Source organism: Paenibacillus jepli (assembly GCF_047238105.1).
Taxonomy (GTDB): domain Bacteria; phylum Bacillota; class Bacilli; order Paenibacillales; family Paenibacillaceae; genus Paenibacillus_D.
Genome location: NZ_JBDFMD010000001.1, coordinates 1485606 through 1506320 on the forward strand (window position 1 = coordinate 1485606; position 20715 = coordinate 1506320).

Genomic DNA, 20715 nt, shown 5'->3' on the forward strand with positions numbered 1-20715 from the left:
TCCCCGATTGGATCATAACAGCCCCATTATAGCACGTCCAACGATTTCTGCACCCGCTGTCTTTGGCGCCGGGTGAATAACACAGGGCTGCGAAGGGCGCAGCAGCCTTCAAGCGAAGTGCAAAAAAAGACCTGCTCTCCGGGAATCCCGGAAAGCAGATCTGACCGCCCAGTGCCAAACCCTCCATCCGAAGGCTACTCCTGCGGCTGCAGAGCCAAGCCTTCATAAGTACGGAGCGCCGCCTGCACGGCTTCGCCAGCCGCCACCTTGCCGCCGTGCCAGGTCAGCACCGCTTCCAGGGCGCCCAGCGTGAACAGCACATTGCGCATGCTGCAGCTGTAGCCCATCGTGCCGATCCGCCAGATCTTGCCCTGCAGCGGGCCAAAGGAGCTCGCGATCTCCAGCCCGAACCGCTCCAGCAGCATCGCCCGCACCGACTCGCCGTCGATGCCGGCGGGGATCGTAATACAGGTGACGACCGGCAGCTTGGTGCGCCGCTCGCCATAGAGCGACAATCCCATCGCCTCGATGCCGCTCACCAGCGCCGCCTCCTGCGCCCGATGCCGCGCAAAGCGAGCCTCCAGCCCTTCCTCCGCGACCAGCCGCAGCCCTTCGTAGAGGGCATACAGCATACTGGTCGATTCGGTGTGATGATTGAGCCGGGCCGGACTCCAGTAATCCTGGAGCTGGCTCAGGTCCAGATAATTGCTGCGGATGGCGCCGAGCTCTCCGGCTTGGGCGGCGGCGCCGGCGCCGCGCAGGCCGCGCTCGATCTGTTTGCGGCGCAGCAGCTTGGCTTCTGCCCGCTCATTGTACGTCACCGGAGCAAGCCCGGAAGGGACGGACAGACACTTCTGCGTCCCGCCGATCACGGCGTCGAGCTGCCAGTCGTCGGTACGCACCGGCACGCCGCCCAGGGTTGCCACCGCATCGACGACGAGCAGCGCGCCCGTCTCGCGGCAGGCGGCACCGATCCCGTCCAGCGGCTGAAGCTGGCCTGTCGAGGTCTCGCCATGCACCATCGCCACCAGCTGGGGCTTATGCGTCCGGATCGCCTGGATGATCGACTCGGGAGCAAAGGTCTGCCCCCACTCACAAGCCATCGTGACGACCTCGGCGCCGCACCGACTGGCAATCTCATGCAGCAGATGGCCGAACCGGCCGTAGATCGGCACCAGCACCGTATCGCCAGGCTCGATCAGACTGACGAGCACCGCCTCCAGCCCGGCCCGCGACGTCCCGTCGACCGGGTAGGCCCAATGGTTAGCCGTCAGGAAGAGATCCCGCAGCTGCTCCATTGTCGTATTCATCAGCGCGGTGAATGCCGGGTCGAACTGACCGACGATCGGCGCCGCCATCGCCCGCAAGACACGGGGGTCCGCCTCGACGGGACCCGGTGTCATAATCGTCCTCGCCGGCGGCGACCAGCCGGGATAACTACGCATGCTGCTCCTCCTCCTCATAACCCAGTTTGTACAACAGCTCGGCCAGCACCAGCACGCCCACCGCCAGCTCGCGCGGCGAGGTATACTCCTCCGGTGCGTGCGAGATGCCCCGCCGGCTCGGCACGAAGAGGAGCGCAGTCCGGCAGTGGCCGCCGAACATCTGCGCGTCATGGCCGGCGCCGCTCGATATCCGCCGCGCCGGAATGCCCTGCTCGCTGCAGATACGCTCCAACTTGCGCTGCAAGCCGCTGTCGAGCGGGACCGCCTCTTCACGGAACCACTCGTCAAACGAGACCGTCAATCCGCGCTGCTCGGCCAGCTGCGCAAATGTCGTCCGCATCCACTCGCAAAAATCGTCCAGCCTCGCATCGTCGGTATGCCTGGCGTCCACTGTAAACTGGACGCGGCCAGGGACGACGTTGGGCACATTGGGGAAAACCTGCAGCTTGCCTACCGTCGCGACGAGCGGCGCGCCCCGGCGGATCGCTTCCTGCCGCAGCAGGTGGATCATCAGGCCGGCGCCCTCCAGCGCATCCCGGCGCAGATGCATCGGCGTAGTGCCTGCATGGTTGGCTTCGCCGGTCAGCTCGACCCGCACGCGCCGTTGTCCGGCGATGGAGTCGACGATGCCAATGCCGAGCGCTTCCGATTCGAGCACGCCGCCCTGCTCGATATGCGCCTCGACAAAGGCAGCGATATCCCGGCGCAGCGCGGGCCGGGCGCTCCCGGGACCGAAGCCGCAGGCGGCCATCGCATCCGGGAAGCTCCTGCCCTCACTGTCGGTCAGCGCCGCGATCTGCGCATGAGAGCGCTTGCCTACGATATTACCGGAGCCCCAATAGGCTAGCGGAAAGCGACTCCCTTCTTCCTCGCACAGCGAGACGACTTCCAGGCTGCGCAGCGGCTTGCCGTAGCGGCGATGCAGATACTCCAGAGCGACCAGACCGGCAGCGATGCCGTAGGCGCCGTCATACTTGCCGCCCTGGATTACTGTGTCGATATGCGAACCCGTGACGATCGACGGCGCCTCGGCCCATCTGCCCGGCAGCTTGCCGTACAGATTGCCGACTTCGTCATAAGCCGTCTCCAACCCGACCCCGGCCATCCGGGCGGCCAGCGCCTGCTGGGCAGCCAGCCACGGCTTCGTATAGAGCAGCCGCGTCACACCGGCACCGTCGCCTTCGCTGTATGCCGACAGCCACTCCAATACACCTGTTACCTCTGTCTCCAGCCTGGCCAGCAGCCTCTCTTGCTCTTGGGGATGGGATAATACTTCCTGCTCCATGGCCGCTCCTCCTTTGCTCCAAGCCCACTCTGTTATCGCCCTAGCGTGTCTCTCCATGCCGCAGCCATTGTCCTCCAGCGCCGCCTGCCAAACCCTGTCCGGCACCGTATACGAGATTGCCTCTGCTGTAGACTGACGTTACCCGGCAGTGCATCGTCCGCCCGATATAGGGGCTGTGCTTGTGCCGCTGCAGCAGCTGCTCCCGCTCCAGCCGGTACGGCCGCTGCAGATCGAGCAGGACCAGATCGGCATCGGCGTCGATCCGGATCTCGCCCTTGCGCGGATGCAGCCCAAAGCGCTGCGCCGGCGCCAGCGACAGCAGCCGGCTCAGCAGCGGCAGCGGAAGGCCGCGCTTCACGTGACCTTCACCGATCATCAGCTCCAGCGAGCTCTGGGCTCCGGCGATGCCGCCCCACGCCTCGAAGAAATCCGGCTGCGCCTTAAGCGCCTCAGGGCATGGCGAGTGGTCCGAGGCGATCAGATCGATCGCCTCGTCCGCCAGCAGCTCCCACATCGCTTCCGTCTCCGCTACGTCCCGCAGCGGCGGCGCGCACTTGGCCGCGGCGCCCACCGTATCGAATGCCTCCGACGTGAGCAGCAGGTAGTGGGGACATGTCTCCGCCGTCACATCGAGCCCGCGGCGCCGGGCATCCCTGATCATCCGGATCGCTGCACTGCTGCTGATATGCACGAAATGCAGCGCGCAGCCCGTCTGCTCCGCGTAGAACAACGCCCGGCTTACTGCCTCCTGCTCCGCAAGCACCGGCCGCGCAGCGGCATAATCCGCCGGCGATGTCCTGCCAGCAGCCCGCGCCTGAGCTGCCAGCGCGGAGACGATCGGCTCGCTCTCGGCGTGCAGCGCCAGCACCCGGCCAAGCCGCGAGATGATGCGCATCCCTTCCAGCAGCGTGTAGTCGTCCACCTCGCGGAAGGCGTCTTCGTCGGGATCGCCCGGCGAGGACATGAACGCTTTGAATCCCGTCACACCGGCAGCCGCCAGCCCTTCCAACTCATCCAGCTTGCCTGGCACCAGACCGCCCCACAGAGCATAGTCGATGCGGGCTGTGCCCTCCGCCGCTTGCAGCTTGCGGCGAAGCGCCTCGCTGCTGACGGTCGGCGGTATGCCGTTGAGCGGCATATCGATCAGGGTCGTACAGCCTCCGGCAGCCAGCGCCGCCGTCCCTGTGTCGAAGCCTTCCCAATCGCCAAGCCCGGGTTCATTGAGGTGGACATGACTATCCACCATCCCCGCCATCACGGTCAGACCGTCGGCATCGACGGTCTGCATGGCTGCGCCTCCCCAATCTTCGCCCAGCCGGACGATCCTGCCGTCATGGACGGCGATATCCAGCCGGCGCACTTCATCCTTCAGGACGACCGCCCCGTTCTTGATGAGCAGATCTACTTTCGTCGCAGCCTCCATGGACGATCTCTCCTTCTTCTGTCATACTCATCAGCCGTTCCGTTACTGCAGCTGCTCGGTGATCAGCGCCGGATCGACCGCTTCCAGCAGCGACAGATCATGATAGGACGCCGGATCCGGGATCGCAGTGATATTGCCTACGGATTGCAGATATTCGCCGACCGCCGGTCCGTTGCTGCCGTGGACATAAGAGGCATCCACTTCCATCGAGTACACGTTGCGCCCCATGATTTCCGTCAGCTCTTCGACGCTGAGACGCAGCTCCGGCGCCAGGATCTCGATCGCTTCCTCTCGGTTGTCGTTGATATAGTCAGTCGCTTTTTGCAAGGCCCGCAGCACTGCTTTGAGCGTATTCGGATTGGCTTCAAGGAAGTCGTCTGTCACCTGGATCGTCGTATGCACGCTCATCCACTCGACATCGCCCGGATTGTCCGGCAGCTCGCTCTTGGTACCGCTGAAGAGGAATTTGCCGCCGCCTTCGATCGCCTTGGTGATGAACGGCTCCCAGCTCGCCATCGCATCGATATCGCCGCGCTCCAGGGCGACTACGGCATCACTTGGCGCCAGGTTGACGTAGTTGATCTTGCTCGCGTCCACGCCGAGCTCCTCCGCCATATTGTTGATCGCGATCATCACGTCGGCGCCGCTCGGGATGCCGATCGTCTTGCCTTCGAGATCCTTGGCGCTGGTCAGCTCAAGATCAGCCGCGCCGACCACAGCCTGGGTACCGGCGATCTGTGCCAGCGGCGCGATGATCTTGACCGGGATATCCGTCGACTTGAGGATGATGTCCATAAAGTTGGTCTGGATGCTCACCTTGGCGCTGCCGCCCGCCACCATCGGACCGATATCCGGACCGCTCTCGATCAGCTGACTGGTTACATCAAGCCCTTCATCTGCAAAATAACCAAGCTTGTCGGCAATAATCTGCTGCGAGGAAATCTGTGCATCCCGCACACCGACCAATGTCAGTGTCGTCGTCTCCAGCTCTTGGGATGCTGCCTCCGCCTCCGGCTCATCATTGTTCGCGCCGCCAGCGGCAGGCGTCTCAGGCGCATTGGTCGGCGTGTTATTGCCTGTATTGCCGCCCCCGCAAGCTGCGAGCAGCAGCAGAATTGCCAGCGCAGCCGCCAGCGCAGGACCCCATTGGAATGTTTTTTTGATCATCGATATTTCCTCCCCTTGATATAGATAATAGAACAAAGCGCTGTGGCGCTCTTGTCCGCCCGCCGTCAGCAGACGGACAAGGTGAAACGGCTTCTCTCTATTCGAGTGCGTCCCGGAGACCTCCTTTACGCCATGACAGCACTCTGCGCTCGAACAGCTTCAGCATATAGGAGAACAAGCTGTACTCGAGGCCGATCAGGATGATGGCGACGAACATATTGGTAATCTTGAAGTAGTTGCGCGCATCGACGATCATATATCCCAATCCAGAGCTCGCCCCCATCATCTCCGAGACGATGAGTGCCGAGAAGGAAAGACCGAGACTGACCTGCGCACCCACCAGGAAGTTGGGGATCGCCGCCGGCAGCATCACCCGCGTGAAGATCTGCCGCTCCGATGCGCCCAGGCTGAGCGCCGAGCGGATCAGCGTCGACGGTACGGACTTGAAGCCGTCTAGCGTGTAGACGAGCACCGGAATGAACGTCGTCCAGGCAATCAGCAGGATCTTGGGAAACTCGCCGATCCCGAACCAGATGATGAAGAGCGGCAGCAACGCCAGCGCCGGAATCGGTCCCACCAGATTGAGGATCGGCGAGAACCATCGCTCCACGGTCCGGAACTTGCTCATGAAGACGCCGAGTGCGACAGCAAACAGACTGCCCAGCAGGAAACCTGCGAAGATCCGGATCGTACTTGACATAATACTCTCGGTGATGATGCCCGTCTGAGCCAGCGCCCAGCCTTCCTGGACCAGGACGCTCGGCGCCGGCAGGAATCTTGGATTGAAGAATACCATCGTTTCGTTGATCCGGGAGAAGCCTTCCCACAGCAGGAAGAAGACGATGGACGGCAGCAGATTATAGCGCTTGAAAAAAGAAGGCTTGGGTACGGTACGCTCGCCCGGCCGGCCGGCTGGCTTAAGCCCCGCCACCTTCGACCCGTTCCCCTGGAGGTCGGCGGCGCTTTGCAACGTGTGTTCTTTGACTGCGCTCAGCTTGGCACCACTCATGACGACCCCACCTTCATCTGCAAGGCTTCCTGCGGCTCTTCATCCATCAGGATGCGCTCGATTCGGGTCATCATCTTGCCGAAGCCGGCGAATGGAAGGAACGCGGATGCGTCAGGCCGATCTCGAAAATATCGCTGATCTCGCCATGCTTCATCACCACGACCCGGTCGGCCAGGCTGACCGCCTCGCTAATACTGTGCGTGACAAACAGAATCGTCGGCTTCAGCTTGGCGCAGATCTTCTGCAGCTCCATCCTCATCGTCTCGCGAGTCAGGACATCCAGCGCCCCGAACGGCTCATCCATCAGCAGGATCTCCGGCCGCCCGGCGAGCGCCCGGGCGATGCCGACCCGCTGCTTCATGCCGCCCGACAATTCGGACGGATAGCTGTCGGCATAAGCGTCGAGGCCGACCAGCGACAGAAATTCAGTTGCCGTCTGACGAGCCTGTGCCTTGCCTGCCTTTTGTACTTCCGGTCCAAAGGCGATGTTGTCGAGCACGGTCATCCAGGGGAAAAGCGCATGATCCTGGAACACCATCCCCCTGGACTTGGAGGGACCTTTGACCGGGTCGCCATCGACACTGATCGTGCCTGTGTCCGGATGCAGATAGCCGGCGATCATGTTGAGGAGCGTGGATTTGCCGCAGCCGCTGTGGCCCAGGATACAGATGAACTCATGCTCATGCACGTCGAGATTGATGTCCCTCAAGATCGACCGTTCGCCGAACCCTTTGCCTACATCCCGCACTTCCAGCTTCATGCCATCAACTCCATTTCGATTTATATGTCATATTAACTAACTCTTTCAGGTATGTATTCATCATACTGCCTCACATCCCTTTTGTCATTGTTCAATTTAACCAAATCAACCTGGGTCTTTTTGAGCAATTCGCACAACAATTCTTTTACTTTCGATGCGAAACATGGTATAACTACGTTAACTATACTTACGCGATATCAGTGAAAGAGGTGCTCCTATGCTGCTCCAACAGCTCCTCACCCTGCCCATCTACAGAAATGCCCGCATTGTAGCCGGTCAGTCAGGTCTCTCGGGCAGCCAGGTCCTCTCCGTCAATATTATGGATGCGCCGGATATCATCCACTATCTTAAGCCCCATGAACTGCTGCTAACGACCGGTTATGCGATGAAAGACCACCCTGATGCCCTGCTCGCGTTGGTAACCAACATGGCTGAGGTCGGCTGTGCAGGAATCGCCATCAAGACCAAACGCTTCCTGGAGGAAGTCCCCGAGGCAATCGTCAGACAGGCTGACGAACTGGGGTTCCCGATCATCGAGCTGTCGCTGGACCATTCGATCGGCGAGCTTGCCAACCAATCCCTCAGTCATATCCTGGAGAAGCGGACGGATGAACTGCACTACGCCCTGTCGACTCACAAGCAGCTCTCAGAGATGATCATGAAAGGGCAGAGCACACCTGAGATCGTAGATGCCCTCGCCTCACTCATCGGTGCCCCGGTTCTGCTGTTGGACACGGAGCTGAAGCTGGTGCACGGCTGTCCCCAGCTTGCCAGTCTCAAGCCGGAGGCGGAATATTGGCTGGAGGCGATCGCCGCCGCATGTCCTGCTGCAGCCCCAGACGGCTTCACCGAACTGAGCTTGCCGCTGCCCGGCAGTCACGAAGCGGCAGCAATCGCGCACTTGCTGCCGATCTATACGTTACAGCTCGAAGGCTATCTGGCGACGCTTGCTGAGCGGCCGGGGAGAGATCAGGCACTGACGCGCCATGCCATGGAGCAAGCCGCCAATGTGATCGGCCTTGAGCTCGTAAAGAAACAAGCCGTCCAGGAAAAGTCGAGACGCTATAAAAACGAGTTCTTCTCCGATTTCGTCGACGGTCTGATCGCTTCCGAGCAAGAGCTGCTGCATCGCAGCAAACATTACGGCCTGCTGCACCATCCGGTCTATGTGTGCGCTCTGGCCAAGCGCGACCCGCGGCGCGGCGGTGTGGAGACGGGGGTGCCCCAGCCCCCCGGCGGCCCGCTCATCTCAGACCGGGACCGGTATTATCAGCTGCTCAAGAGCGAGTTCACGGAGCTGCAGCTGCCGTTCGTCCTCTTCACCAAAAACGATACGTTCTGCTATCTCATCGCTCTCCCGGCACCGACCCAAAACGGCAGTGAAGAGGAACGCTCCCTGGTCCCGCAGCTGCGGGCGATGGTTCACAGGATGCAGTCCAGTTATGAGATGCCGGTCTCGGTCGGCGTCGGCAACCCGGTCTCCAAGCTGACTGACATTCCGCTCTCCTACAAGGAAGCAAGCAAGGCGCTGGCGCAGGGCTACGAAGCCGGCAAGCGGCTTTTTGTCCAGCCCTACCGGGAGAAGGATCTGACTAATCTGCTGCGGCTGCTGCCCCGCGAGGAGATGAAGGAATATTATGAGCAGACCTTTAAGGAATTGATGCAATTGGAGGACAAGGAACGGGGGGAGCTCATGAAGACGCTCCATATGTTCTACGAGACGCACTGTCAGCTGGCAGAGACCGCCAAGCGCCTTTACGTGCACCGCAACACAGTCACTTACCGTCTCGACAAATGCCAGCGCCTGACCGGACGGGAACTGCGACGCCGCCGAAAGCCTGCGTTTCCGCACCGCCTTCGCCATGGAGGCGTTGCTGGCGCCGGATGCCGCCCCTGAGGACTGACCAGCGCTGCGGCAGTATGCTCGCCTCAACCGGAGCTGCTCCAGCAGCACAGAATATCGACGATTCCCTTGACGAATCAAGCTATGATATGGTGAAATTCAACTGTAAGTTGTTGCCACCTAACATGACTGAACCGAGGAGGATCGCATGCGCACAAAAACCAACTTGGACAACGGAACTATCCTTATCCCGGACAATCCGGTCTCGCAGTTCCTGTTCAGCAACACCAAGTCTGGCCTGATCTGGCTGGTCGTCCGTCTCTATCTCGGCTATGCCTGGCTGACAGCGGGCTGGAAGAAGGTCACAAGCAGTGCCTGGGTCGGAGAGGATGCCGGCGTGGCTGTCACCGGCTTCGTCAACGGCGCGCTCGCCAAGTCTGCGGAAGGCGGTGAAGTGACGGGCTGGTACGCTTGGTTCCTGGAGAACGCCGTACTGCCCAATGCCACACTCTTTTCTTATTTCGTCGCTTACGGTGAGGTATTGGTAGGACTGGGGTTGATCCTGGGGCTGCTGACCGGAATCGCCGCCTTTTTTGGCGGCTTGATGAATGTCACCTTCCTGTTTGCCGGCACGCTCAGTACCAATCCGCTGCTCTTCATCCTGGCCACATGGCTCGTCCTGGCCTGGAAAGTAGCCGGCTGGTACGGACTTGACCGCTGGGCACTTCCCTATCTTGGGACGCCTTGGAACCGGGGAAGCAACAAGTAGTTGGTTACCGGACTTTTGATATGACTAAAAGGAGCCTGGGCCGTCGTATACGGCGCCGGGCTCCTTTTCCATTCTGATGTGGCAGGCACTTTTTTGACACCGCCTTACACCTCGCCTCAGATCGCCGACCTTGGGGCAAGGTTTTTTTGATGACCGTTATTGCTCGACCTCATACTCATTCATGCCAGCATTCGTATTGGTTCTACATATCTGATGCCGGAATATGCCTTGCAGGAGCATGGACCCCAACAGGAGGATGATCAACATCCACCAACCAGCAGACTTGAAGACTTCCTGCGGGAACAGAAACGTGTAACCAAAATATGCTAAAAACATTAACCCATACATTATTTTAAACGTTCTTGCATCAGCTTCGTTATGCAAGGCTACGAGCCGTTCATCATTCTCTTTAATTAGGACGCTTCGCATCTTCTGCGGGGATCGCTTTATCCTTGATAGCTTCATGAAAGAAACGAATGCCAGACTTAGCGGTAACAGTGACAATGCGAACAAAGCCTTGTTGTCTGAAAGCAAAGCAATCTCCAATTGTCCTGATGCCAGACCGGCTGTCAAAAGGATGATAGCAACAATCAACGAAACCATCATGACCATTTTAGTCTCTTTAACCGTCTTTTCTCCACTCATGCTCATTCCTCCCAAAATAAATCGTTTAATGTTTTGTTAAGTGCTTTGCATATCTCAATACATAACTTAAGACTTGGATTGTAACTGCCCGACTCGATTAAATTTATGGTTTGCCTAGTCACACCCACGATCTCGGCTAATCGCTCTTGGGATACTTCGGCTTCTATTCTGGCAATCTTCATTTTTTTATTCTTCAAGATGCCCCATCTCCTTCCACTAACACAATATCATTTCACATTACTAAATGTCAATTATATATTACATTTTGTAATATGAATATTGGTGAAACAAGCCAAAAAAAAAATCCAAGCAGACTGTCTGCTTGAATTTTTAATGAATAGATTTAAGCTTCAATCCCCGCTTCGATCAGCTTCCACACCGCTTCGAATTCGCCTTTGAAATCCATATGCAGCCAATTGTCTGCATAAGCAGGCGCGGAAAAATAAGAAAAAGCCATTAGAATGGCAACCAACCGCCCATGGTCCTCAATACCGCTCGCTGCTTTCAAACTGCCCACCAGATCGCCGATGTGCCGCACGAGCACTGCGGGATTCCGGTCGATATAGGCGGTGTACAGCTTGAACATTTCAGGCTCGCGCACATAAGCCTCGTATTTGGATTCGCTCAATGTCCATAGCCAGTCATGCACGATATCCTTCCTGGACGTGTACTTGTCCGTGTCAAAAGGAAAAAGCCGCGCCAGCTCATGATCCAGCCACGACAGGGCCAGTTCGGTCCATAGCTCTTCTTTACCCGAAAAATACTTGTAGATCGCAGCATGAGTCGCTCCAAGCTCAGAGCCGACTTTGGACAGATTGACTTTCTCCATCCCTTGCTCGACAACCATCCGATGCGCAGTATCCATAATGAGTTCTCTGCTTAAATTTTTCATGATGTTAGTATACCCTTTACCAACACAAGTTACAACTGTTGACTTTTGTAACTCGGCATTGTATGCTTAGGTCATTCACGGGTTACAAAAAACAAAAAACGTAACTAAAAGGAGAATCATTCATGAAATTATCCAATCGTACAGTCGTTGTTACAGGCGGTTCTTCGGGCATCGGGCTCGCCTTTGCCACAGCCTTGCTCCAACGCGGCAATAAAGTCATCGTCATCGGACGAAATCAAGCCACCCTCGATCAGGTGACGAAGAAATACAAAGGACTGGTCGGTCTGCAAGGCAATGTCGCCAATGCCGATTCTGTTCGCAGCATGGCCGCCTTCCTGCGTGAACACTATCCCGACGTCTCGATCCTGTTCAACTCGGCAGGGATTATGCGCGAATTTAAAGTCATGGACGATACCATCGATCTGGAGCGGACCACTGCAGAGGTCGAGACGAACCTGAATGGGACCATCTGGATGACTGAAGCCCTGCTCCCGCAATTGGCAAGGCAGCCCGAAGCCATGATCGTCACCGTAAGCTCGGGCCTTTCCTATGTCTCGTCACCGCTTCATCCGGTATATTCGGCTACGAAGGCGGGGGTCCATATGTTTACTGACGCATTGCGGGTCCAACTCAGGAACTCCAAAACAAACATTCACGTAATGGAACTCGTGCCGCCCCTCGTGGCGGAAACCAATCTTCTGCCTGAAACCGAAGGCCCCATCCCCAGCATGAGCCTGGATACTCTCGTGGGGCATGGCATCCTGGGGATGGAGCGCAACAGGAAGCGCGTCGTTCCGGGCTTCTCCAAACTATTGCGTTTTGCCGGAAAATACTTCCCGGATGTGCTGTCGAATGCAATGGCGCGGGGCTGAGGAGAATGCATAACGATGAAGATGACCTTGTGGTTAGTAGCCTATAGCTGGTTGATTCTCTCGGGTGCCATGCTATTCATTGTTGATGTGCTGTCCCAGCATATAAGGGGCAAACGAATTCCCAGTATAGAGACAACTTATTATTATGGCATGAACACCGCCTTTGCATTGGGAGAGATTCTATTTGGCTTGTTCGGCCTCATACTTGTCATGCAGGCACCAACACTGTTGGCTCAATGGCCGGCTGTCGCGCTCACGATTGCTGCCGCTGTCCTATGGCTGGCAATCAGCGTTACATTTCTCCCCTACACGGAACCAAAAATCATCAGTGCCGTATTCGTGTTGCTAGTCATCGCTGCTGTTATCTTGCGTTCATAAGCGCAATCCGTTGCAACTTACCAAGCCACGCCAGCCGGCAGTTCCTCCTCAGTGACGGATTCCCAGGACTTCGTATACGACCCTTTGGCCAGCACCTTTAGATAGATGCCTTGCTCTAAATCTGTGCTGGCTGAAAATCTCACCTTTCGCTGCTCCCCCTCCTCGTTATAGCCAGTAAGCCGGTAGTAGTATCGGCCTTCATCCTCATCCCCCGGCTCATGAATCATCACATAGACATGCTCTTCTTCATAAAGCGGATTGAATCGGTCAAAATCTTCTTTAAACGCCATATATAATCCCCCAAGCACAACTACGATGGCTACGATCACAGCAATTGCTTTTTTCAAGGTACCACTCCTCTGCTATTAAACTCATTACCCCATTGCACGTCTGACCACGTTCCGGTAGTAGCCGATGGTCAGGATGGCGAACATAAAATAAACCAATGCGTAGGCCGTCATGGCAATTACCGTCGGCACCGTAATATCCGAGATGATCAAAATGGAGGCAGCTTTGACCGCAAATACCGCATGGAGGATGCCGACAAACAGCGGGATCAAAAATACGAAAGCCTGCTTGCGGATGATGCCCCGCATGATCATTCCCGTATCAAATCCAAGCTGGCGCAACGTCTTGAAGCTCTGCCTCTCCTGCTCCGCTTCGGTCATCTGCTTGAAGTACAAGATGCTGCCGGTGGAGATCAAAAAGGCAAGTCCCAGAAAACCCGCAATAAAAATGAACAGTCCGAGCATTTGCAGTCCAGCCTCATAATCCGAGTAAAAATCTGGCCAGAACTGGTCAGCCGCTACGTACGCCGCAAAGATTGCCGACGCCTGCTCCAGTCCTGCCCAATCCTCCATCTGGAAGGTATCAAAGTGAATCCTCTCAAACTCCTCGTTCTCTGCCGTCTGCTCGCTGACGGCTTGAATCGTTGCCTCGGAAGCCAGAAGCTGAATGCCGTGTACGTTGTAATTCACCAGATTGGTCACGGCGAGATCCGACAGCCGATAGGAAGCCTCATCCCCTGCAAACCGGATGTCTTCCCCGATCTGCTCCAGGCCCTCGACAATCGCTCTGGCATTATGGTACACCACCTCGCCCAAGGGCGGGATCGGCACATCCGCACCTATTTGCCGGAGCTGCTCCGCCGGCAGCAAGAGCAACTGTCTCGTCGTGCCTTCAGAGTCGCCCTCGTCGTCATAGATCGTCCCCTGCAGGCGAATCGCATCGATTCTCCCTTGTTCATAAGCGATCCCTTGACGTTCCAGATCTTCTTGAAACGACAGCGCCGCTTGTTCATTGTTCTCGAACAGAAAATCAAAGGGCAATGCCCAGCGTGCATCCCGCTCTACCGAGTAATACATCGAATAGGCGATGGCAACCAGTGTTATCGTCATGGCGGACAGCACCGTGATCAGCGTCAAAGAACCTGCACTATCCTTCATCCGATGCATGAGCGGCGCCAGTGACAAGCTGTTGGCCAGACCCAAATGACCGTTTGCGCGCTTGCGGATCCGGTACAGAATCCAGCCTATGGTCACCCGAAACAACAGGTAGGTCCCGAGTATGGTGGCGGCCAGCACGAGCAGCATGTTGAGGAATAGCAAATGATTAATCATCCGTCCCGACAGCCAATAGCCGTAACCGACTAAAGCTAGGCCCAGCAACGCGCATACCGTGGCCACAAATGCTCGCGGCTGCGCAGGATGGTCCTGTTCCCTGTCGGCCTGGAACAGATGCAGCAGCGTGCTGCGATAGACGGTCGTTGCCATCTGGAGAGACGTTAGGCCGATCACCAGCAAGAATACAAGTGCCGTTTGCACGGCTGCTGGTATGGAAAAGCCTAAGCCCACTACCTCCTCTAAGCCGATTAACCGCAGCAGGATCAGGAGGAACAGCCTGGAGAGGAGCGCCCCTGACACAATGCCGAGAATAAGTGCACTTATGCCGAGCACCACATTCTCAATGATCAGATACCGGACCACCCACCCTTTGGTAAGGCCGATCAATTGATACAATCCGAGCTCCCGACTCCGCCGCTTCAAGAAAATGCGGTTCGCGTAGACGGTGAAGATGACTGCGATGACAATCAGCAGGATCCCCGCCACCTGAAATGCAGCGGAGAAGTCCGTACTGCTGCCTGTCTGCTCCTGAACCGCCGCATCCTGCTGCAGCGTCGCAAAAATGAAGTACAAACCCGTCGTGAAAATTAGCGCAAAAAAGTAAAGGTAGTAATGCTTCACATTTTGCCGCATGCTGCGCAGCGCAAGCTCAAAGACTGTCAACGTGATCGCCCCCGAGTACGGCCTGTACATCCATAATTTCCTTGAAAAATGCCTGCCGTGTCTTGTCGCCGCGATGCAGCTCGGCATACACTTTGCCGTCCTTCAAGAAGACGACGCGGCTGCAGTAGCTGGACGCTACCGGATCGTGCGTCACCATGATGATCGTCACATCGCGCTTGCGATTGATATCCTCCATCGTGCCCAGCAAGGAGGAAGCCGACTTGGAATCGAGCGCCCCGGTAGGCTCGTCCGCGAAGATGATCGACGGCAGATGGATCAGCGCGCGTCCGGCAGCCGTCCGCTGCTTCTGCCCTCCAGAGATCTCATGCGGGTATTTATTGGCCAGCTCTTCGATGCCCAGCACGGCTGCGATCTCTTGGAATTCCTTCTCCGCTGCGCGCTTGCTCATCTTGTTGAGCGATACCGGCAGGAGGATATTCTCCTTCACCGTCAGCGTATCCAGCAGGTTGTAGTCCTGGAAGATAAAGCCCAGATGATTGCGCCGGAAAGCCGCCAGCTCTTTATCTCTAAATCCAGAAATGTCCGATCCTTCGATGGTAATCGTACCGTCTGTCGCCCGGTCGATGGTCGCCAATACATTGAGCAAGGTTGTCTTGCCAGAACCCGAGGGCCCCATGATGCCAACAAATTCTTGCCGCGCCACGTGCAGATCAATCCCTTTCAGCACTTGCTGGGTATTCCCTTTCGTGCCATAGGATTTCTGTACATTCCTAGTCTGCAGCACGGTATCCCGTGATTTCGTCTCATTCATGCCGGTGCCTCCTGGTCGTTGTCGTTGGCTTAATTGTACGATCTTCCATGCCGGGTTGTCGCATGCTTCATATGACAAGCGCCTAATCTAAAGTGACAATATTGTCATGTTGGTTGGCGGAAGCAAAAAAAGGCACTGCTTCTCGATGAAAAGCAGTGCCTGCCGCAGCAATGACAAGCGGACTAGCTGCCGGCATTCCGCCGGACAGCCTCAAAGGCATTGGCGCTAGAGCAAGTCAAGCGCATCACCGTGCCAGTGCCTGAGCCAGATTGAGCGGTTAAGGCAATGCCCAGCTTATCCGCTACGGTCTTGGCAAGATACAGACCGAGGCCCGTGGCCGCGTTGTGGATTCTGCCGTTGTCTCCAGTGAAGCCCTTGTCGAAGATGCGCGGCAGATCATGCGGCCGGATCCCCGGACCTTCGTCATGCAGCTCCAGCGTGCCATGCCCGGACGCATCCTCTGCCGTCACGATGGTCAGCGTGGTGCCGGAGGGACTGTATTTGATCGCGTTCGTCAGCAGCTGCCGGAAGACGAACCGGCACCATTTGCGATCGGTCACGACCTCGACATCCTCGCCTTCTATGCTGATCGCAAGATTCTTCTCCATGCACCACGAGGCCAGCTCGCGCACCTCATCGGCAGCGACGCGCTGAAGAGAGGCCGTCTCCAGCACATAGTCCGACTCCAAGGCAGGCAGACGCGTTATATAGAGCTGCCGGTCGATCAGCAGATGGATACGCAGCCACTCTGCAGCGATCCGGCGCACTGCCTCGTCATCCCGGTAGGCGTCGAGGATGAGCTTCATTGCCGTGAGCGGGGTATTCACCTCATGGATCCAGGCAGCCGTAAAGTCATTCTCGATGAGCTGCGCAGCCTTGACTTCGGAGAGCTCGCGCTTATGATAACGGTCGACGGCCTGCAGAAACGCATGGACGCTCTCGTCAAGCTTGTGCGCAGGCTCGGGCAGCATCTCCAGCCAATGCGCCGATAGCGCATCGCGCGACTGATCGAGGGCAGCCGTGTAGGCCGATTCCCGCCTGTAGCGCCACAGGACGAAGACCACCAGTATAAGAAGAAACAGACCGTTTAAATAAATCAGCGATGCAGCATTCACCGCAAGACCCGAATCGAGCAGCAGCAGCGCATTGGTCAAACCCAGCAGTCCCGCAAACAGAAGAAGCCAGCTCCTCCGGGCAACCATATATCGTATGAACATCGGCTTCCTCCTATATCGAAGTTGCCATATAGCCAAGCCCTTTTTTGGTCACGATCGCATCGGCCAGGCCGAGGGGCTCCAGCTTGTTGCGCAGGCGGGTCATATTGGCCGTCAGCGTATTGTCGTTGACGAACTGCTCGTCTTCCCACAGCTTGCGGATCAGCTCATGCCGAGAGACGATCTCATGGTTCGCCTGCACCAGCACGACAAGTATATAATATTCATTCTTGGTCAGATCCGCCTCTTGCCCATCCTTGCGGATGACGCCCCGCTTCATATCGATGATGGCGCCGTTCCACTCCATCACATCCGAACTGCTCTCGCCATAAGCATAGGTTCGCCGCAGCAGCGCTTGTATCTTCGCGTAGAGCACATCCGTATGGAAAGGCTTCTGCATATAATCGTCTGCTCCCATGTTCATCGCCATTACCATATCCATCGGATGGTCGCGCGATGACAGGAAGAGGATCGGCACCTGCGAGACGGCACGGATCTCCCGGCACCAGTGGAAGCCGTCGAACTTGGGCAGCACGACATCCAGGATGACGAGCTGCGGCTGCGCCTCGGAGAACGAACGCATGACCTCATCAAAACGATCGGGCCTTGAAACCTTAAACGACCACGATTCTAAACCGGTCTTCAGCGCCTCATATAACCCATCGTCGTCCTCAACGACGAAGATATGCATCTCCATAACGTCACCCCCTGACTATGTAAAAGTATAGTCAATCCCTCCTTAAGATATCAAGCATGCCAGCACGGCATTAGGAACGGAGCCATACAAGCGTTGAAGCCGGAGGTCAATAAAGGAGCTAGCCCGAAGCTCCTTTAACAACGGATTCGGTGCAGGAATGGTCGGAATAAGGTCGCTGCCTTCCGTTAGCATCTTGGCAGACCCTAATACGTCATGGGCCGCACCTGTGCAGTCTTGTTACTCTCCCGGCAGCCTCATCGTCACCACTGTGCCGCCGCCTTCCCTGGCCCTTATGTCCAAGGATCGGCCGAACATGCGCAGCAGCCGCCGATTCACATTGGACAGTCCGATACCGCTGCCCTCGCCGCTCGACGGAAGCTTCGACTCCCGTGCCCAGATCTCCAGCTGCTCCGGCGACATCCCGATACCGTCATCGCAGACGCTGATCTCCACACCCGCTGCCGTCTGCCGAGCAGATACTGTAATCGTCAGCCGGTCGGCGTCGAGGTCATATGCATGGCGGACAGCGTTTTCCACCAGCGGCTGGATGACCATCGGCGGGATTGTCGGCTCGAAGTGCTCCACCTCGTAGATGATCCGCAAGCGCTCGCCGAGCCTGGCTTGCTCCAGGGACAGGTACGCCTTGACCAGCGCCAATTCGTTGCTCAGCGGCACCAGCGACTGTCCGTCGCCAAAGTCGAAGCTGCCCCGCAGGAAACGGCTCAGATCGCGCAGCAGCTGGCTGGTCCGGGACGCATCCCGCTTGCTCATCCAGATGATCGTATTGAATGCATTGAACAGGAAATGCGGCCGGATCTGCGCTCGCAGCATCGCCACCTCCGAGTCCAGCAGACGCGACGCAGAGCGCTTGAGCTGTGTGAGTGTCCGCACACGCGCCATCAGCTCCTGGCGCTCGTACGGCTTGCGGATCAGATCATTGGCGCCGGCGGCTAGTCCCGTCTCATTCATCTGGACACGGGAAGCAGCCGTCGTCATCAGAATCGGCAGGTCGATGAGGCTGTGTGTCTGCCGGATCTGCCGGCACAGCGCAAATCCCGACATGTCCGGCAGGAGTACATCGACGACGGCCAGATCAAGGGCCCCCTCCGACGCGAGCACCCGCAGCGCATCCTCGCCGCTGCGAGCCTCCAGCACCTCGTTGCCCTGAGCCTGGAGCAGCCCCGCCAGTGCTCTCGCCTGCACGAGTTCATCGACAACCAGGATGCGGATAGCCAGTTCCCTGCCGCTCTCGCGCGGCCTGACCTCCAGTCCGGTAGCCGATACTTCCGCCCTGGCCGTTTCCGTCGCCGGAAGCAGCTCCCCGCGGGCCGATGGCCCGGGCATGGGCAGCCGCACGACATATCGACGCTCCGACTCCGTCCGCCGCTCTGTCGACAACTCGCCATGATGAAGACGGGCCAGCAGACGGCTGATCGCTACGCCAACCCCCTCAGGGCGAGCTGCAGCCGCGGCGCCGGGACCTGCAGCGATAACTTCCAGCCGAGCATATCCCGCATCTTCCGATGCCGTGATCTCGACACTGCCCTCGGCGAGCTCCTGCATCGCTTCCTCGATCAGATGGTAGACGATCTGCGTGACACGGTCCTCATCTCCGAGCACCATGTAGCGATGAGGGTTGACCGCGTTGCGCAGCTGGATCCGGCGATCGGGACGTGCCTGTCTGAATACTTCTACGACGACCTCCACCAAGCTGGCCAGCTCCAGCGGCTGCCGCCTCAGCGCCATGCTGCCGTCCTTGATCCGCTCGTAGTCGAAGAGGTCGTTCATCAGGAAGGATAAACGCTGGGACGTATGCTCCAGGAGCAGCATATCCTTGCGCTGCCGGTCTGTGAGCGGTCCGCCTGCACCATCCAGCAGCGAGCGGACCATGTGCAGCATCGCCTGCAGCGGTGTCCGCAGCTCCTTGGACGTCTGCTGGAGGAACTCGTCCTTCTCCGCACTCTGCCGCCGCAGCTCCACCGTCAGCTCGCGGGTCTTGTCCATCGCTGCTTTGCTCCGCGCTCCCAGAAACAATCCTTGTGCCAGCAGGAAGATCGCGATGCCAAAAGGCTTTTGCACGTAAACCTCATGCAGCAAGGCAGCGTTGGCCACATAATTGGCAGAGAACTGGATCAATCCCATCATCGCAACCACGAGATAGACCGATCCGGTGATGCCTTGGAGGATCGCCCGGGAGATGGCGTACGCGACGAATGCTGCCGCCATCAGCAGCTGCAGCACAATCGTCTGGGGCATATTGAAGGCCGAGCTCTCGCCTCCGGTCAGCAGTCCCAAGACCGTGAACCCCGCAAACCACACGCTTGCCAGCCTAAAGGCCAGTCGAGAGATGCGGGTGGGGCTGATGGAATGGGCATAGCCAATCATCGACCACATAGCTGCAATGGGGGTTAAGGTCTGCAAATGCAATAATGTGCTATAAGGCAGGGAGGGAATGTAAAGATAGATGAGCTTCTCACCGTGAGCAACAACAAACAGCGAGGTAACGAGACAAAACAGGGCCAGCAGAAAAAATGAAGGCTCTTTGCGGTCCTGCATGCCCAAAGAGGCATAGTACACGCCGCTGATCACCAGACTGACCATAACCGCCAGATCATATCGTCCGTAAGTTGCTGATTGGCTGGCCACAGCATCTGCGCTTCCGACCATCAGCGGCTCGGCGATTCCGCTCAGCCAATAGGTGTAATTGGCGACATGGATAACTAAATCGACCGCTTCGCCACCCGTCCCGACGGTAACCATATAGGGCTGATTATACGAGAGCGTCGTCTCGGCTGTCGTGCCGGGCACCCCGCTGCCTCCTGCAGGCCTGCCATCGATGAACACCTGGCTGGCCGAGCGCACGCTGCCGATTCGTATGCCATACTCTTGCTCGGACGGCGGCAGGATCAGGCGCAGGTGGTATGTTCCATGGCCGTGACGACTCCCGGAATCAAACGTCCAGGCTCCGCTCCACGAGGAAGGCACACGAATATAACCATCCATGGCCGGTGCTGCGCCAGTTCCGATGGCTTCATAGGGCAGTAAGGCATCCCGAAAAAAGGACCATTCCCCCTGCAGTCTGTATAAGGTATCCTCCTCAAATGCACACCCGCTGTAGTCGGCCATTCCTGGATCCGTACGGACGCAAGCATCAATAGCGTTAGTAGTGAGGAATGGCGTGACGACGTAAGCCAGCCATAACCCGATAAGAAGAAAAAATACAATTCGTCTCAGCATGTAATCGGAGCTCCTGTATATC

19 protein-coding genes are annotated in these 20715 nt (G+C 57.7%); 4 read left to right on the top strand and 15 right to left on the bottom strand.

Annotated elements, in window-relative coordinates; translation table 11 throughout:
* Nucleotides 1-194: 194 nt before the first annotated feature.
* The 6 genes from ABC336_RS06705 to ABC336_RS06730 all read right to left on the bottom strand — a co-directional run bounded on the left by ABC336_RS06705 (nt 195) and on the right by ABC336_RS06730 (nt 7089).
* On the bottom strand, nt 195-1445 hold the full coding sequence (locus ABC336_RS06705) for a pyridoxal-phosphate-dependent aminotransferase family protein (RefSeq protein WP_413237940.1): 1251 nt from the start codon (nt 1443-1445) through the stop codon (nt 195-197).
* Nucleotides 1438-2730, bottom strand: coding sequence for a Zn-dependent hydrolase (locus ABC336_RS06710; protein ID WP_413237941.1), 1293 nt, complete (start codon nt 2728-2730; stop codon nt 1438-1440). Before ABC336_RS06710 ends, ABC336_RS06705 begins: the two co-directional genes overlap by 8 nt.
* A gap of 40 nt (nt 2731-2770) precedes the next feature.
* Complete coding sequence (gene allB, locus ABC336_RS06715; protein WP_413237942.1) at nt 2771-4153, bottom strand: allantoinase AllB; 1383 nt, start codon at nt 4151-4153, stop codon at nt 2771-2773.
* A gap of 42 nt (nt 4154-4195) precedes the next feature.
* Nucleotides 4196-5320: an ABC transporter substrate-binding protein gene (locus tag ABC336_RS06720; RefSeq protein WP_413237943.1), complete on the bottom strand. Its 1125-nt coding sequence runs from the start codon at nt 5318-5320 to the stop codon at nt 4196-4198.
* A 97-nt stretch (nt 5321-5417) separates the two neighbouring features.
* Nucleotides 5418-6329: an ABC transporter permease gene (locus ABC336_RS06725; RefSeq protein ID WP_413237944.1), complete on the bottom strand. Its 912-nt coding sequence runs from the start codon at nt 6327-6329 to the stop codon at nt 5418-5420.
* Between the two features lie 70 nt (nt 6330-6399).
* The gene (locus ABC336_RS06730; protein ID WP_413237945.1) at nt 6400-7089 is read right to left on the bottom strand and encodes an ABC transporter ATP-binding protein; all 690 of its coding nucleotides are present in this window, start codon (nt 7087-7089) and stop codon (nt 6400-6402) included.
* A gap of 217 nt (nt 7090-7306) precedes the next feature.
* Between ABC336_RS06730 and ABC336_RS06735 the strand changes: the two genes are divergently transcribed.
* Together ABC336_RS06735 and ABC336_RS06740 are read left to right on the top strand one after the other, a co-directional pair.
* Nucleotides 7307-8986 (top strand): PucR family transcriptional regulator, encoded by a 1680-nt coding sequence (locus ABC336_RS06735; RefSeq protein WP_413237946.1) that lies wholly within the window; start codon nt 7307-7309, stop codon nt 8984-8986.
* A 154-nt stretch (nt 8987-9140) separates the two neighbouring features.
* The gene (locus tag ABC336_RS06740) at nt 9141-9701 is read left to right on the top strand and encodes a DoxX family membrane protein (RefSeq protein WP_413237947.1); all 561 of its coding nucleotides are present in this window, start codon (nt 9141-9143) and stop codon (nt 9699-9701) included.
* Between the two features lie 156 nt (nt 9702-9857).
* Here the strand turns inward: ABC336_RS06740 and ABC336_RS06745 are convergent, their stop codons facing one another.
* The 3 genes from ABC336_RS06745 to ABC336_RS06755 all read right to left on the bottom strand — a co-directional run bounded on the left by ABC336_RS06745 (nt 9858) and on the right by ABC336_RS06755 (nt 11211).
* Nucleotides 9858-10346, bottom strand: coding sequence for a hypothetical protein (locus ABC336_RS06745; RefSeq protein ID WP_413237948.1), 489 nt, complete (start codon nt 10344-10346; stop codon nt 9858-9860).
* A gap of 2 nt (nt 10347-10348) precedes the next feature.
* On the bottom strand, nt 10349-10543 hold the full coding sequence (locus ABC336_RS06750) for a helix-turn-helix transcriptional regulator (protein ID WP_413237949.1): 195 nt from the start codon (nt 10541-10543) through the stop codon (nt 10349-10351).
* A gap of 146 nt (nt 10544-10689) precedes the next feature.
* Nucleotides 10690-11211: a TetR/AcrR family transcriptional regulator gene (locus tag ABC336_RS06755; RefSeq protein ID WP_413237950.1), complete on the bottom strand. Its 522-nt coding sequence runs from the start codon at nt 11209-11211 to the stop codon at nt 10690-10692.
* A gap of 149 nt (nt 11212-11360) precedes the next feature.
* Here ABC336_RS06755 and ABC336_RS06760 point away from each other — a divergent pair, with 149 nt between their 5' ends.
* Nucleotides 11361-12110: an SDR family oxidoreductase gene (locus ABC336_RS06760; protein ID WP_413237951.1), complete on the top strand. Its 750-nt coding sequence runs from the start codon at nt 11361-11363 to the stop codon at nt 12108-12110.
* Between the two features lie 15 nt (nt 12111-12125).
* Entirely contained in the window at nt 12126-12488 is a 363-nt protein-coding gene (locus ABC336_RS06765; protein WP_413237952.1) for a hypothetical protein, read from the top strand.
* A gap of 17 nt (nt 12489-12505) precedes the next feature.
* Here ABC336_RS06765 and ABC336_RS06770 read toward each other — a convergent pair whose 3' ends face one another.
* From ABC336_RS06770 to ABC336_RS06795, 6 genes are all read right to left on the bottom strand, one after another.
* Nucleotides 12506-12835, bottom strand: a complete 330-nt coding sequence (locus tag ABC336_RS06770; RefSeq protein WP_413237953.1) for a YxeA family protein — start codon at nt 12833-12835, stop codon at nt 12506-12508.
* Between the two features lie 27 nt (nt 12836-12862).
* Nucleotides 12863-14803 (bottom strand): ABC transporter permease, encoded by a 1941-nt coding sequence (locus ABC336_RS06775; RefSeq protein WP_413237954.1) that lies wholly within the window; start codon nt 14801-14803, stop codon nt 12863-12865.
* The gene (locus ABC336_RS06780; protein ID WP_413237955.1) at nt 14760-15545 is read right to left on the bottom strand and encodes an ABC transporter ATP-binding protein; all 786 of its coding nucleotides are present in this window, start codon (nt 15543-15545) and stop codon (nt 14760-14762) included. Before ABC336_RS06780 ends, ABC336_RS06775 begins: the two co-directional genes overlap by 44 nt.
* 182 nt (nt 15546-15727) lie before the next feature.
* Nucleotides 15728-16762: a sensor histidine kinase gene (locus ABC336_RS06785; RefSeq protein WP_413237956.1), complete on the bottom strand. Its 1035-nt coding sequence runs from the start codon at nt 16760-16762 to the stop codon at nt 15728-15730.
* Nucleotides 16763-16772: 10 nt separating this feature from the next.
* Nucleotides 16773-17456 carry a response regulator transcription factor gene (locus ABC336_RS06790; RefSeq protein ID WP_413237957.1) on the bottom strand — a complete coding sequence of 228 codons (684 nt, stop codon included), beginning with the start codon at nt 17454-17456 and terminating at the stop codon, nt 16773-16775.
* Nucleotides 17457-17693: 237 nt separating this feature from the next.
* Nucleotides 17694-20693, bottom strand: a complete 3000-nt coding sequence (locus ABC336_RS06795) for a hybrid sensor histidine kinase/response regulator (RefSeq protein ID WP_413237958.1) — start codon at nt 20691-20693, stop codon at nt 17694-17696.
* Between the last annotated feature and the right edge of the window lie 22 nt (nt 20694-20715).